The following is a 12,482-nucleotide window of genomic DNA, read 5'->3' on the forward strand; positions in this document are numbered from 1 at the left end:
CGCGGCTTAACGGGCAGTCAAACCCGGAACCCGCGTCGAGCGGCGCCGTTTTGCGTGGACAAGCTCAAATAGGGAAGCTCACGCCATGCGATCGATCCTTCTGATGCTCCTCGGAGTGCCGCTGCCGATCATCCTGCTGCTCGCCTTCTGCACTCACCATTTCTGAGAAAGGGGACCGCCATGGCTCTTTCCCCTGATATCGTCGCCGTCGACATCGGCGAGGAAAACCAGTCGGCCGTCAGCTGGGACGCGGTCCTGGCCGGCGCCGTCGCCACGATCGCCCTGCTGTTCGTGCTGCTGTCGCTGGGCGCGGGCTTTGGCCTGAAGATGTCGCCGCGTTGGCCAACTGGGCTGACGGCTAGCGACTTCACCCCGATGCTGGGCGCGGCCTTTGTCGCCTGCCAGGTCGTGGCCAGCATGCTGGGCGGCTATGTCGCCGGGCGGATGCGCACCAAGTGGCTGAACGTTCACGACCACGAGGTCCATTTCCGCGACACCGCCCATGGCCTTCTGGCCTGGGCCGCCAGCGTGGTGGGCCTGCTGGTTCTGGGCGCGCTCGCCGCGCCGGCCGCGCCCGCGCCGGTCGGTGAGCTGTCGCCGGCCGAGGTCATCCGCGCCGCCCAGATCGGCGCGCAGCTGTCGCTATTCCTCGGCATCGGAGCCCTGACCAGCGCCTTCGCCGCCAGCGTCGCCGCCGCCATCGGCGGGATGCGTCGCGACGACATGCACCGGCTGCACCGCACGAAGGCCTAGGCTGGAACGCCTTCTTCGCCGGGCGCATTGGCCCGCCGATAGGCCAGGGCCTCGGCGACGTGGACGCGCTGCACGCGATCCGCACCCTCCAGGTCGGCGATGGTGCGGGCCAGGCGCAGGGTGCGGGTCCAGCCCCGGGCGCTGATCCGGCGCGCCTCCGCCGCCTGGGTCAGCAGGGCGCGGCCGCGATCGTCCAGGGCGGTGATCTTCTCCAGGAAGGCGCCTTCCGCACGGCCGTTCAGGCCGTCCTCGGCGTCGAGCGCCTCGGCCCGCGCCTGCTGCAGCGTCCGCGCCCTGGCCACCCGCGCGGCGACCTCTGTCGAGCCCTCGACCGGCGGCGGCAGGGAGAGGTCGGCGGCGGTGACGGCGGGCATGTCGACGGCCAGGTCGATGCGGTCCAGCATCGGCCCCGACACCCGACCCTGATAGTCCAGCTGGCATCGTGGAGCCTTGCCGCACGCCCCGCGCCCGGCCCCGCCGTGGCCGCAGCGACAGGGATTCATAGCGGCGACCAGTTGCACCCGCGCCGGATAACGGATGTGGAAGTTGGCCCGCGCCACCATCACCTCGCCGGTCTCCAGCGGCGCGCGCAGGCTGTCCAGGGCCTGGCGACTGAATTCGGGCAGTTCATCCAAGAACAGCACCCCATTGTGCGCCAAGGAGACCTCGCCCGGCTTGGCCTTCAGTCCGCCGCCGGTCAGCGCGGCCATCGAGGCGCTGTGGTGCGGAGCGCGATAGGGCCGGGCGCGGGTCAGGGCGCCACGGGCAATGAGCCCCGCTACCGAATGGACCATCGAGGTCTCCAGCAGTTCGGACGAGGTCAGCGGCGGCAGCAAGCCCGGCAGCCGCTGGGCCAGCATCGACTTGCCCGAGCCGGGCGGGCCGACGAACAGCAGGTTGTGGCCGCCGGCCGCGGCGATCTCCAGGGCGCGCTTGGCGTGTTCCTGGCCCTTCACGTCGCGCAGGTCCTTGGCCGCCTCGCCCTCAACGATGGGGCCGGGCGCTGGAGCTGACAGGATCTGGCTGCCCCGGAAATGGTTGATCAGCGACACTAGCGAGCGCGGGGCCAGGATTCGGGTGTCGCCAGCCCAGGCCGCCTCGGGACCGGAAGCTTCCGGGCAGATCAGGCCCAGGCCCATCGCGCCGGCCGCCATGGCCGCCGGCAGGGCTCCAGCGACAGGCATGATGCGACCATCCAGTGAGAGCTCACCGATCGCGGCCCAGCCATCCAGCGCGTCCATAGGAATGACGCCCAGCGCCGCCATCACCGCCAGGGCGATCGGCAGGTCGAAATGGGCGCCTTCCTTGGGCAGGTCAGCCGGCGCCAGGTTGGCGACGATGCGCTTGCCGGGCAGCGAGAGGCCCAGGCCCGCGAATGCGCCGCGCACCCGCTCGCGACTTTCGGCCACCGCCTTGTCCGCGAGGCCTACAATGACGAACACCTGGGCGCCGGTCGTCAGCTGGACCTCGACGTCGACACGTCGAGCTTCCACGCCCTCGAACGCGACGGTGACCACGCTGGCGGCCATCGCAAACCCTCATGGACAATGAACTTTATCCACAAGTCACAGCATAGCTTGCGAAATGGAGCAAGAACAAAAAACGAACGTTTCGCGAAACGCTCGACTTTACGCAGAGTTACCCACCGTTCCGGCGAATGTCCTCGATACGATCCCAGAGTACGGCCGCGGCGTTGATACCGGTAAAGCGCTTCAGCTGTTGTGCGCCGGTGGGCGACGTAACGTTGATCTCGGTCAAGTACTCGCCAATGACGTCGATGCCGACAAAGATCAGTCCACGGCGCTTGAGTTCGGGGCCGATGATCTTGCACAGCTCCATGTCGCGGGCGGTCAGGGCCACGGCTTCGGCGCGACCGCCGACCCGCAGGTTCGAGCGCACCTGACCGGCCGCCGGCACACGATTGATCGCGCCCACCGGCTCGCCGTCGACCAGCAGGACGCGCTTGTCGCCCTTGCTGACGGCCGGCACGAACTTCTGGGCGATGACCTGCTCGCGGCCGATCATGGCGTGCAGCTCCAGCAGGGCGTCCAGATTGGGATCGTCCGCCAGCAGACGGGCCACGCCCGAGCCGCCGCCGCCATAGAGGGGCTTCAGGACGATGTCGCCGTGGCGGGCGCGGAAGTCATAGATCGCCTCGTGGTCCGAGGTGATCAGGGTCGGCGGCTGCACGCCGGGGAAGTCGGTGACGAACAGCTTTTCGGGCGCGTTGCGCACCTCGGTCGGGTTGTTCACCACCAGGGTGTGGGGGTGGATCTTGTCCAGGAAGTGGGTGGCCGTGATGTAGGCCATGTCGAACGGCGGGTCCTGGCGCATCAGGACGACGTCGATATCGTCCTTCATGTCCAGCACGACGGTCTCGCCCAGCTTGGCGTGGGCGCCCTTCTCGGCGAAGACTTCCAGCGGCCGGGCGCGGGCGAACACCCGGCCGTCTTCCTGCGACAGCTTGTCGGGCGTGTAGAACCACAGCTTATGGCCGCGCTCCTGCGCCTCCATCATCATCAGGAAGGTCGTGTCGGTGTCGATGTTGATCCCCAGCACGGGGTCCATCTGGACGGCGACTCTCAGCGACATGGGGCTCGATCCTTCGGCGTGTCTGTGCGCCGTCTAGTTAAGGCGATTTCCGGCGATTGCGAGGGGCTGAAAAGGCGACGCCCGCCCCGAGGGATGGGGCGGGCGTCTATACGCGGCGAAAAGAAGGGCGGCCGGTGGGGCAAGCCGCCCTCCTTCTTGTCCCTTTTTGGGGGGAGGAAACGCGTGTCCGGTTAGAACGCGATTTCGCCGCGAACGCTGAGGCTGTCGCCCGTGTCCAGGCCCTTGAACGAGCCGACCTTGTTCTGGGTCTTCCAGTGCACGAAGTTGGTCATCACCCGCGCCCAGTCGTTCAGATACCAGTTCAGGCCGACCGTGTAGGCGTCGCCCTCGCCGCCGTTGGCGACGTTGGTGAAGTCGATCTTGTCGTAGCGGGTGGCGATTTCGAACGCGCCCGTGCCGCCGCTGGTGACCGGGTGGTTGACCTTCACGCCGCTCCAGATGCCCGAGCGGGTCGAGAAGCCGGGGCGCTCGCCGGTCAGCAGGTAGCCGGCGTAAACCGACCTGGCCTTCTGCTTCACGTTCGGGCCGACCTGCAGGCTGATGTCGCGCGTGCCTTGCTCGCCGAAGATCCAGAACGAGCGATAGGCGCCGCCCAGCTCGAAGCCGTAGCCATTGTCATGCTCGGGATTGGCCAGCGAGCTGGCCGAGACCTTCAGGTTGTCGTTGAAGCCCGGGCCGATATAGCTGGTCTTGTTGATCGTGGCGGTGGCCGGGGCGAGGTCTTCCGAGAAGCCCCAGACGCCCAGGTGAACGAAGCCGTCCTTGGTCTTGACCGGGTTCCAGTGGGCGCGGCCGGCCAGGGTCAGCGGGCTGCGGTTGTCGCCGACCTGACCGATCGGGCCGCCGGTCAGCGAGACGCTGGCGTGCCAGTTGCCGCCATAGATCTTGGCCATGGCGCCCAGGCCAAAGAAGCCCTTCTGCGGGGCGGCCACATTGGCCACCACATTGCGCTCCATGAACGGCAGCGACACGCCCGAGGTCGAGCCGTCGATCGTGCGGTCGTTCAGCTTGTTGCCCAGATAGTACTCGACCACGTGGCCGGCGATGCTGGAGTCGTAGGAGATGTAGACCTCCTTCAGCGACACGGCCTCGTCGGCGAAGTCGGCTTCGATCTTGTAGCCCAGCTTGCCCATCATGCCCTCGGCGCCCAGGCGGACCGCCGGCGCCTCCGTGCCGCTGATGTTGCGGGCGTCGAAGTTGGAGCCATGGGTCGTCGAGGCGTCGATCTGGACGCGGCCGCGCGGGTGGAAGGTGAAGAAGCCGTTCGAGCTGACGAACTCGGGACCGCCGTCGGCCCACTTCACCTTGAGGGTGTCTTGCTGGGCGTCCTGCAGCTGGACGATCTGGGCCTGGGCGGCTTGCAGCTCGGCGGTGGTGGTCTCCAGGGCCTGGGTGTTGGCCTGGACGGCGGCCTGCGTCTCGGCCGGGACGGCCGGGGTCTGGGCCTTGGCCTCGACGGCCGACAGGCGCTGTTCCAGGGCCTCGATCTTGGCCTGCTGGTCCTTGACCAGCTGGATCAGGGCGGCGTTGGCGTCGGCCTTCTTGGTCGGGGCGGCCGAGGCGACGCCGCCGGTGGCGAGGGTGAGCGCGAGAGCGCTGATGGTCACGGCCAGGCCGGTCTTGAAGCTACGCTTAGGCATGAGTTTTCCCTTCGCGTCGGGCAGCCCCCCTGGGCCCGCCGGTACGCGTTCGTTTCGATTGGATGGATGGGTTTGAAGGCGGGGGCTGTTGGACCAGCCCGCTCGGTTTAGTCCGTGGTCGCGGCGCGGGCCGCGATGGCCTTGCCGCCGAAGAAGCCGTGCGACTTGGCCCAGTTGGCGAACAGGGCGGGCCAGCCGGAGGTCGGACCGCCGGGCACGCCCATGTTGAAGCTGTGGCCGCCCTGCTCGAACACGTGGAGCTCGACCGGGGCCTTGGCCGCCCGCAGCGCGCTGAACATGATCAGGCTGTTGTCGATGGCCGAGACGCCGTCATCGACGCACTGGGCCAGGAAGGTCGGCGGGGTTTTATTGCTGACGTGGGTCTCGACCGACATGGCCGCGCTCTCTTCGGGCGTCGGCTTCTCGCCGGCCATCATGCGGCGGGTCTGGGTGTTGTCGAACGGCGGCTTGACCGTGATGACGGGGTAGATCAGGCCGGCGAAGTCCGGGCGGGCCGAGACCTTATCGGCGGCGTCGATCGGGGCGTAGAAGGCCTCGTCCGAACGGCTGGAGATCATGCCGACCAGGTGGCCGCCGGCCGAGGCGCCGACCGCGCCGATCTTGGCCGGATCCACCGCGAACTCGGCGGCGCGGGCGCGCACCACGCGCACGGCGCGCTGCATGTCCTGCAACGGGGCCTGCGGGGCCCAGCCATCGACCGGCATGCGGTAATAGAGGACGAAGGCGGTGACCCCCATCATGTTCAGCCAGCGGGCCATGGCCTCGCTGGTGGCGCGGATGTTGATGCGGCGATAGCCGCCGCCGGCCACCACGATCACGGCCGTGCCGTTCGGCTTGGCGGCGCGGAAGACGCGCAGGCGGGGCTGGCTGACATTGGTCACCGAGCCGTCGTGCGAGCCGTCCTGCAGGACGATCTCGGCGCCGCCCTTGCCCTTGCCGGCGGCCGGCATGGCGCCGTTCCACAGGTCGATGACTTCAGGTTCGGCAGGCGGGGTAGTGGGGGCGGGGGTCTGGGCGGCGGCGACGCCGGCGGTCGAGGCGACAAGCGCCGCGCCGCCGAGCAGGGCTCTGCGATCGAGTTGCATGGGAGGTCTCTGAGCAGTGGGAGGAGGGGAGAGCGCCGCTAGGCGGCGCGTTGACCGGGGCGGGAAACGCTCGGTCTTGAGACCGATGGCGCGTCGCCGACCTGGAACTGGTTCATCAGGCGGGAAAGATCCTCGGCCTCGCGGGCCAGGGCGTGGCTGGCGGCCGTGCTTTCCTCGACCATGGCGGCGTTCTGCTGGGTCACCTGATCCATCTGGTTCACGGCGACATTGACCTGCTGCAGGCTGGCGGCCTGCTCCTGGGCCGAGGCGGCGATCTCGGCGACCAGGGTGTTGACCTCCAGCACCTGCCTGACGATGCGCTGGAGCGCTTCACCGGTCCGGCCGACCAGGGCGACGCCGGCGCCGACCTGCTCGGTCGAGCCGGCGATCAGCTGCTTGATCTCCTTGGCGGCTTCGGCGGAGCGCTGGGCCAGGGCGCGGACCTCTTGCGCGACGACCGCGAAGCCCTTGCCGGCCTCGCCCGCGCGGGCGGCTTCGACGCCGGCGTTCAGGGCCAGTAGGTTGGTCTGGAAGGCGATCTCGTCGATGACGCCGATGATCTGGGCGATCTGGGTCGAGCTGCCTTCGATCTGGGTCATGGCTGCCACCGCTTCGGCGGCGATGGTCCCACCCTGTTCGGCGTCGGTCTTGGCGGCCGAGACGATCTGGCGGGCGTGCAGGGCGCCCTCTGCGGTGCGCTTGACGGTGGCGGTGATCTCTTCCAGCGCCGCGGCGGTCTCTTCCAGGCTGGCGGCCTGCTGTTCGGTGCGCTTGGAGAGGTCGTCCGAGGCCTGGCTGATCTCGTGGCTGCCCGACTTGATGCCGCTGGTGTTGCCCGAGATCACCGACATGGCTTGGCGCAGGCGGGCGATGGCGGCGTTGAAGTCGTCCTTCAGCTGGCGGTAGTCGGCCGCGAACGGGGCCTCGATGCGGTGGGTCAGGTCGCCCTCGGCCAGGCGCGACAGGCCGCCGGCCAGCTGCTCGACCACCATGGCCTGCTCGCGGGCGGCCTCGGCGCGGGCGGCTTCGTTGCGGGCGCGCTCGGCCTCGACGTGGCGGCGGGTCTCGGCGGCTTCCGCCTCCATCCGCACCTTCTCGATGGCGGCGTCCTTGAAGGTCAGCACGGCGTTGGCCATCAGGCCGACCTCGTCGCGGCGCGCGGCGCCCGGAACCTCGACGGCGTGGTCGCCCTGGGCCAGGCGGGTCATGGCGGTGGTCATGCCCAGGATCGGACGGGCGATGACGCGCGACAGCATCCAGGCCATGCCGATGGCGATCAGGATGGCGGCCGCGCCGCCGATCGCTAGAGCCCAGGTCGCGCTGGCCAGGGCCTCGTCGCGCTCGGCCAGGCGGACGGCCGAGCGCTTGTCGGCGGCGTCGTTGATCTCGCGTTGCAGGGCGCGGATGCCGTCCAGGCCGCCGCGGCCGATCATGGCCAGGGCCTGCGGACGGGTGGCCGGATCGCGAGCCAGTTCGATCTGGCGATCGGCGCGGGTCGTCCGCCACTCTTGGGCCAGGGCCTGTAGATGCCTGGCGCGCTCGATCTGGTCGGCGCGGGTGCTGCGGCTGATGAAGGTGTCCAGGTCGCGGTCGAAGTTCGCCGCGCTCTCGCGATAGGCGCGGACAAAGCGCTCGTCGCCGGTGACCAGGAAGCCGCGCACGGCCGACTGCTGTTCCAGGACCAGGGTCTCGGTGTGGGCGGCGTACTTGGCCAGCTTGAAGCTGCGCTCCACGGCCACCGCGTTGTCGCGGATGACGCCCAGGCTGACGAACACGACCGTGCTGGCGACGGCGAACGCCCCGATCAAGGCGACGAAGGCCAGGACGATCTTCCCGGTGATTTTCAAGCGAAGCATAACGCCCCCATAGCGTTGAACGGCCGAGGCCGAGCAAGTGCAATCGAGGTTTCGTTTAAGCTGTACCTTATTACCTATTGGTTACTCGCCAAATCATCAAAAGTAATGGTCGAAATGAGCTAAAATATAGATCGAAAAATAGCTGTCGCATCCGCAAGGTAAATCGAGCGGATGTTCAATTTCGATTTGATTGATTGCCGCGCCAATTCTCTTCGTGGATCGCGAGGCGACCCGTGTCGGCGTCGAGCGAAATCCAACACGGACACGACCGGTCGAAAACGCCTTCAGTCGAAATCGTGAAGGGCGTTGATATTGTTGGATTAAACGAGATTTCGGCGCGTCACGGCGCGGGATGTTCGCGCGGACCGTCGCTCTCTCGAGGGGCATTTTGTGCGGAAAGCCGCTCAGATGCGGCTCAATCTGCGTCGAATCGATTCGATCAGCTGCTCTTCGTGCGTGGTCTCGCGCTGAAGGGCAGTTTTTTATCAGTTGAGGCGAAGGCGCATCCGCTCGCGGGCCGCGCGGGCGGCGATCGCGGCGCCGCCGTCGAGCGTCTGAGCGCGCGAAAGCGCCTGTAGCGCCCCCGCGAGCGCCCCCTGACCCTCGCGGGCGGCGGCGACGTCCAGCCAGGGGCGGTGGTCGGCGGGGTTGAGCAGGGCGCGGCGCAGGGCCGAGCGCTCGGCGCGGACCCAGTCCTTGGCCTGCTGGGCGCGGGCGAAGATGTTGTTCTGCAGGCGGATCAGCACGGCGCGATCCGAGATCGGCGCCATGAGCAGCTCCAGCCGCGAGGCGACGTCGGGCATCAGGCCGGTGCGCAGGGCCCGGCGCGACAGCTCGGACGGCAGCACCACCCGGCCTTCGCTGAACGGGTCCAGGGCCAGCGGGCCTTCCTCGGTCTCGATGCGCAGCAGGAAGTGGCCGGGGAAGTCGACGCCGTGCAGTTCCAGCCCCACCTGGCGGGCGGCGTGCAGGTAGAAGACGCCCAGCGCCACCGGCAGGCCCTTGCGGCGCTCGGCGATGGCGATGACGTCGGCGTTGTCGGGGTGGTCGTAGGTCAGGACGTCGCCGGTCAGGCGCAGGTCGCCGGCCAGGGTCTCGGCCACGGCCTCCTCGGGCGATTCGGCTTCGGCGCGGCGGCGCAGGCGCTCGACGGCGTCGCGGGCCAGGTTGATGGCCGGCGCGGTGTCGCGGCTGGGATCGTCGTGGACGGCGCAGGCCAGGGCCGCCTCGAACAGCGGGAAGTCCTGGTCGGTCCCTTCGCCGGCTTTCGTCAGGATCTCTTCGGCGTCCTCGCGGGTCATCGTCAGATCCCCCGCCAAGCGTCGGGGAGGTGGCGCGGCGCGCGGCCGGGGGCCAGGGCGATCAGGTCCAGGCGCACCAACAGATCGCGCAGGCTGGCGCGGTGCGCGCTGACATGGGCGGCGGCGCGGCGCAGGCGGTCGCGCTGAGTGGGCGTCACGGCGTCCAGGGCGTCCTCGATCGTCGTCCGTTGCTTGACCTCCACAACGGCCAGCACCTTGCCGCGTTGCGCCAGAAGGTCGATTTCGCCCAGCGGGGTGGCCAGGCGGAAGCCGATGATCCGATACCCCTTGGCCATCAGCCACAGCGCCGCCCACACCTCGGCCCGCCGTCCGACCTTGCGCGCGGTCGCGCCTCGGATCTGACGAGCTCCAATCGCCATCAGGCCTGCTCCTTCAGGGCCAGGGCCTGGCGGTAGAGGTCCTTGCGCGACAGGCCCAGGGCCTTGGCCACTTCCGAAGCGGCCTCGCCCAGGGGCAGGCGGGTCATGGCTTCGCGCAGGGCGGCCTCGGCGTCGTCGGCGGTGGCGACCTTCTCGGCGCCCGGGCCGACCAGGATGACGATCTCGCCCTTGGGGGCCTCGAAGCGCGGGTCGGCGGCGAGGTCGCTCAAGGGGCCGCGCACGCAGGTCTCGTACAGCTTGGTCAGCTCGCGGCACACCGCCGCCGGGCGGTCGGCGCCGAACACCGCGGCCATGTCGGCCAGGCAATCGGCGACGCGCGAGGCGCCTTCGTAGAAGATCAGCGTGGCGCGGGTGGTGGCGAATTCCTCGAAGAAGGTCCGGCGCGCGGCGCTCTTGGGCGGCGGGAAGCCGGCGAACAGGAAGCGATCGGTCGGCAGGCCGGCCAGGGTCAGCGCCGCGAGGGCGGCCGAGGCGCCGGGGATCGGAATCACGGCATGGCCCGCCGCGATGGCCTCCTTGGCCAGGCGATAGCCGGGGTCGGAGACCATCGGCGTGCCGGCGTCCGAGACCAGGGCCACGCGCTCGCCGGCCTCCAGCCGTTCCAGGATGCCGGGGATGGCGCGCTCGGCCACATGCTCGTCGTGGCGTTCCAGCTTGGTCTTGATCCCGTAGGCCGACAGCAGCTTGCCGGTCACCCGGGTGTCCTCGGCGAGCAAGAGGTCGCAAGCGGCCAGCACATCCAGGGCCCGCAGGGTGATGTCGCGCAGGTTGCCGATCGGCGTCGCCACCAGATAGAGGCCGGGCGCCAGGGGCGCATCGGACAGGGCTGGCGGAGGAAGCTGGCGGCTCAACGTGTGGATGTCCCTAGTGCTCGAATTGAAGGCATATCAGGTCGCGAGCGTTCCTGTCAGCCGGTCGAGGAGCAGGCGCCCCGCGCGAGTGACGCGCAAACGATTGGGGTCGTTAACCAGCAGGCCCGTATCCACCAGATCGCGCACCTTTGGCGCGTCAGGGGTCAGGCCCAGCGGCGTCATCTCGTCGAATCGCACGCCGTCGTCGATGCGCAGGCCCAGCACCAGGCGCTCCTCGGCGGCCTCTTCGGGGGTCAGGATCTCGCGCTCGAAGCCGACGCCGGTCGCGTTGACGGCGGCGATGTAGTCCTTGATGGCCCGGTGGGCGACCGTGGCGGCGCGGCCTTCGGGCAGGGCGAGGCGCCCATGCGCGCCCGGACCGACGCCAATATAGTCGACGCCCCGCCAGTAGACGAGATTGTGTCGCGACCGCGCGGCCTCGCCTTTGGCATGATTGGAGACCTCGTAGGCGTCGAAGCCGGCGGCCTCCAGCAGTTCCTGGGTGGTCTCGAACAGCGTCGCGGCCAGGTCCTCGTCGGGCACGACCAGGGTTCCGCGACCCACCGCCCGGTCGAAGGCGGTGCCGTGCTCGATGGTCAGCTGGTAGGGCGAGACGTGCTCGGGGCCCAGCGCGATGGCTTCGGCCAGCTCGGCGCGCCAGGCCGCGTCGGTCTGGCCGGGGCGGGCGTAGATCAGGTCGATCGACAGGCGCGGAAAGGCCTTGGTCGCCGCCGCGATCGCCCGCCGCGCCGCGCCGGCGTCGTGGTTGCGGCCCAGGGCTTTCAGGGACTCGTCATCGAGCGCCTGAACGCCCAGCGACAGCCGTTGCACCCCGGCGTCGGCCAGGGCGGCGAAGCGGTCGGCCTCGGCGTCGGTGGGATTGGCCTCGAGACTGATCTCCAGGTCGGCGACGGGCGACCACAGGCGCTTGGCCGTGTCGATCACCCGCGCGACCTGCGCCGGATCCATCAACGAAGGCGTGCCGCCGCCGAAGAAGATCGACAGCAGCTCGCGTTCGCCCGTCAGTTCGCGTTGGGCCTCCAGGTCGGCGACGATGGCGTCGGCCAGGGCCTGCTGCTCGGCGATCTTGCCCCGATCACGCACGACGTTGAAGTCGCAATAGGGGCAGATGCGCGAGCAGTAGGGCCAGTGGACGTAGATACCGAGGGGAGAGAGCATCTATCGACCTCCCCCATACCGCTCATCCCCGCGAAAGCGGGGACCCAAGCCGAGTTGGCCGATAGAAGCGCAGTTCTTTCGCGCTCGCCCGAGCTTCATCTCGAGAGTCAGCTTGGGTCCCCGCTTTCGCGGGGATGAGCGGATTTTATATTCAGTCAAACAGCGCCGCCTTCAGCTTGGCGAAGGCGCGGGCGCGGTGGCTCATGGCGTCCTTGGCGGTCGGTTCCATCTCGCCGAAGGTCGTGTCGTGGCCCTCCGGGACGAAGATCGGGTCGTAGCCGAAGCCGCGCGTGCCGCGACCGGGGAACACCAGGGTCCCGTCGACCCGGCCCTCGACCACCACGGCCGGACCGTTGGGCCAGGCGACGGCCAGGGCCGAGGTGAACCAGGCCGAATAGTCCTCGGTCCCGGTGGCCTCGATGCGCTCGGCGACCTTGTCCATGGCCATGGCGAAGTCCTTGCCCGGGCCGGCCCAGCGGGCGGAATAGATGCCGGGCGCGCCGTCCAGCGCCTTGACCGACAGGCCGCTGTCGTCGGCGATCGCCGGCAGGCCGGAGAGGTCGGCGGCGTGGCGGGCCTTCAGCAGGGCGTTGCCGACGAAGGTGCTCTCGGTCTCGTCCGGCTCGGGCAGGCCGAGCTGGCCGGCGGTGACGATCTCGAAACGGCCGTCCAGCAGGGCGGTGATCTCGGGCACCTTGCCGGGATTGTGGGTGGCAGCGACGAGCTTCGATCCCATTTCAAGCTTCAGCGCCATGTCATCACACTCCGGGGGAAATCACCTG

The 12,482-nt window shown here is 69.1% G+C and carries 11 protein-coding genes; 1 reads left to right on the top strand and 10 read right to left on the bottom strand.

The window, feature by feature from the left end; all coding sequences use genetic code 11:
- The first annotated feature begins 180 nt into the window (after positions 1 to 180).
- Positions 181 to 753: a hypothetical protein gene (locus tag J7528_RS12525; RefSeq protein ID WP_291874683.1), complete on the top strand. Its 573-nt coding sequence runs from the start codon at positions 181 to 183 to the stop codon at positions 751 to 753.
- Here the strand turns inward: J7528_RS12525 and J7528_RS12530 are convergent.
- The 10 genes from J7528_RS12530 to rdgB form a co-directional block, all read right to left on the bottom strand.
- Entirely contained in the window at positions 750 to 2,282 is a 1,533-nt protein-coding gene (locus J7528_RS12530; RefSeq protein ID WP_291874685.1) for a YifB family Mg chelatase-like AAA ATPase, read from the bottom strand. The two genes, J7528_RS12525 and J7528_RS12530, sit on opposite strands and share 4 nt — an antisense overlap.
- 109 nt (positions 2,283 to 2,391) lie before the next feature.
- Positions 2,392 to 3,345 carry a glutathione synthase gene (gene gshB / locus J7528_RS12535; protein WP_291874688.1) on the bottom strand — a complete coding sequence of 318 codons (954 nt, stop codon included), beginning with the start codon at positions 3,343 to 3,345 and terminating at the stop codon, positions 2,392 to 2,394.
- 191 nt (positions 3,346 to 3,536) lie between these two features.
- The gene (locus J7528_RS12540) at positions 3,537 to 5,006 is read right to left on the bottom strand and encodes a porin (RefSeq protein WP_291874689.1); all 1,470 of its coding nucleotides are present in this window, start codon (positions 5,004 to 5,006) and stop codon (positions 3,537 to 3,539) included.
- Between the two features lie 107 nt (positions 5,007 to 5,113).
- Positions 5,114 to 6,112 (bottom strand): alpha/beta hydrolase, encoded by a 999-nt coding sequence (locus tag J7528_RS12545; RefSeq protein WP_291874693.1) that lies wholly within the window; start codon positions 6,110 to 6,112, stop codon positions 5,114 to 5,116.
- Between the two features lie 38 nt (positions 6,113 to 6,150).
- On the bottom strand, positions 6,151 to 7,968 hold the full coding sequence (locus J7528_RS12550; protein WP_291874695.1) for a methyl-accepting chemotaxis protein: 1,818 nt from the start codon (positions 7,966 to 7,968) through the stop codon (positions 6,151 to 6,153).
- 485 nt (positions 7,969 to 8,453) lie between these two features.
- Positions 8,454 to 9,269, bottom strand: coding sequence for a transglutaminase family protein (locus tag J7528_RS12555; RefSeq protein WP_291874697.1), 816 nt, complete (start codon positions 9,267 to 9,269; stop codon positions 8,454 to 8,456).
- A 2-nt stretch (positions 9,270 to 9,271) separates the two neighbouring features.
- Positions 9,272 to 9,649, bottom strand: a complete 378-nt coding sequence (locus J7528_RS12560) for a YraN family protein (protein ID WP_291874699.1) — start codon at positions 9,647 to 9,649, stop codon at positions 9,272 to 9,274.
- Positions 9,649 to 10,521 (bottom strand): 16S rRNA (cytidine(1402)-2'-O)-methyltransferase, encoded by an 873-nt coding sequence (rsmI, locus tag J7528_RS12565; protein WP_291874701.1) that lies wholly within the window; start codon positions 10,519 to 10,521, stop codon positions 9,649 to 9,651. The genes J7528_RS12560 and rsmI overlap by 1 nt, the downstream gene beginning before the upstream one ends.
- 36 nt (positions 10,522 to 10,557) lie before the next feature.
- On the bottom strand, positions 10,558 to 11,700 hold the full coding sequence (gene hemW / locus J7528_RS12570; RefSeq protein ID WP_291874703.1) for a radical SAM family heme chaperone HemW: 1,143 nt from the start codon (positions 11,698 to 11,700) through the stop codon (positions 10,558 to 10,560).
- Between the two features lie 151 nt (positions 11,701 to 11,851).
- A complete protein-coding gene (gene rdgB / locus J7528_RS12575) occupies positions 11,852 to 12,454 on the bottom strand; it encodes an RdgB/HAM1 family non-canonical purine NTP pyrophosphatase (RefSeq protein WP_291874706.1) in 603 nt (200 codons plus the stop codon).
- Positions 12,455 to 12,482 lie beyond the last annotated feature (28 nt).

It is taken from the genome of Caulobacter sp. (assembly GCF_017744445.1).
GTDB lineage: Bacteria > Pseudomonadota > Alphaproteobacteria > Caulobacterales > Caulobacteraceae > Caulobacter.

Bases quoted from the DNA above. Each gene is read 5' to 3' on its own strand.
- J7528_RS12525 (WP_291874683.1), top strand. From the start codon at position 181: ATGGCTCTTTCCCCTGATATCGTCGCCGTCGACATCGGCGAGGAAAAC.
- J7528_RS12540 (WP_291874689.1), bottom strand. From the start codon at position 5,006: ATGCCTAAGCGTAGCTTCAAGACCGGCCTGGCCGTGACCATCAGCGCT.
- J7528_RS12530 (WP_291874685.1), bottom strand. From the start codon at position 2,282: ATGGCCGCCAGCGTGGTCACCGTCGCGTTCGAGGGCGTGGAAGCTCGA.
- J7528_RS12555 (WP_291874697.1), bottom strand. From the start codon at position 9,269: ATGACCCGCGAGGACGCCGAAGAGATCCTGACGAAAGCCGGCGAAGGG.
- J7528_RS12560 (WP_291874699.1), bottom strand. From the start codon at position 9,649: ATGGCGATTGGAGCTCGTCAGATCCGAGGCGCGACCGCGCGCAAGGTC.
- gshB (WP_291874688.1), bottom strand. From the start codon at position 3,345: ATGTCGCTGAGAGTCGCCGTCCAGATGGACCCCGTGCTGGGGATCAAC.
- J7528_RS12550 (WP_291874695.1), bottom strand. From the start codon at position 7,968: ATGCTTCGCTTGAAAATCACCGGGAAGATCGTCCTGGCCTTCGTCGCC.
- rdgB (WP_291874706.1), bottom strand. From the start codon at position 12,454: ATGGCGCTGAAGCTTGAAATGGGATCGAAGCTCGTCGCTGCCACCCAC.
- J7528_RS12545 (WP_291874693.1), bottom strand. From the start codon at position 6,112: ATGCAACTCGATCGCAGAGCCCTGCTCGGCGGCGCGGCGCTTGTCGCC.
- hemW (WP_291874703.1), bottom strand. From the start codon at position 11,700: ATGCTCTCTCCCCTCGGTATCTACGTCCACTGGCCCTACTGCTCGCGC.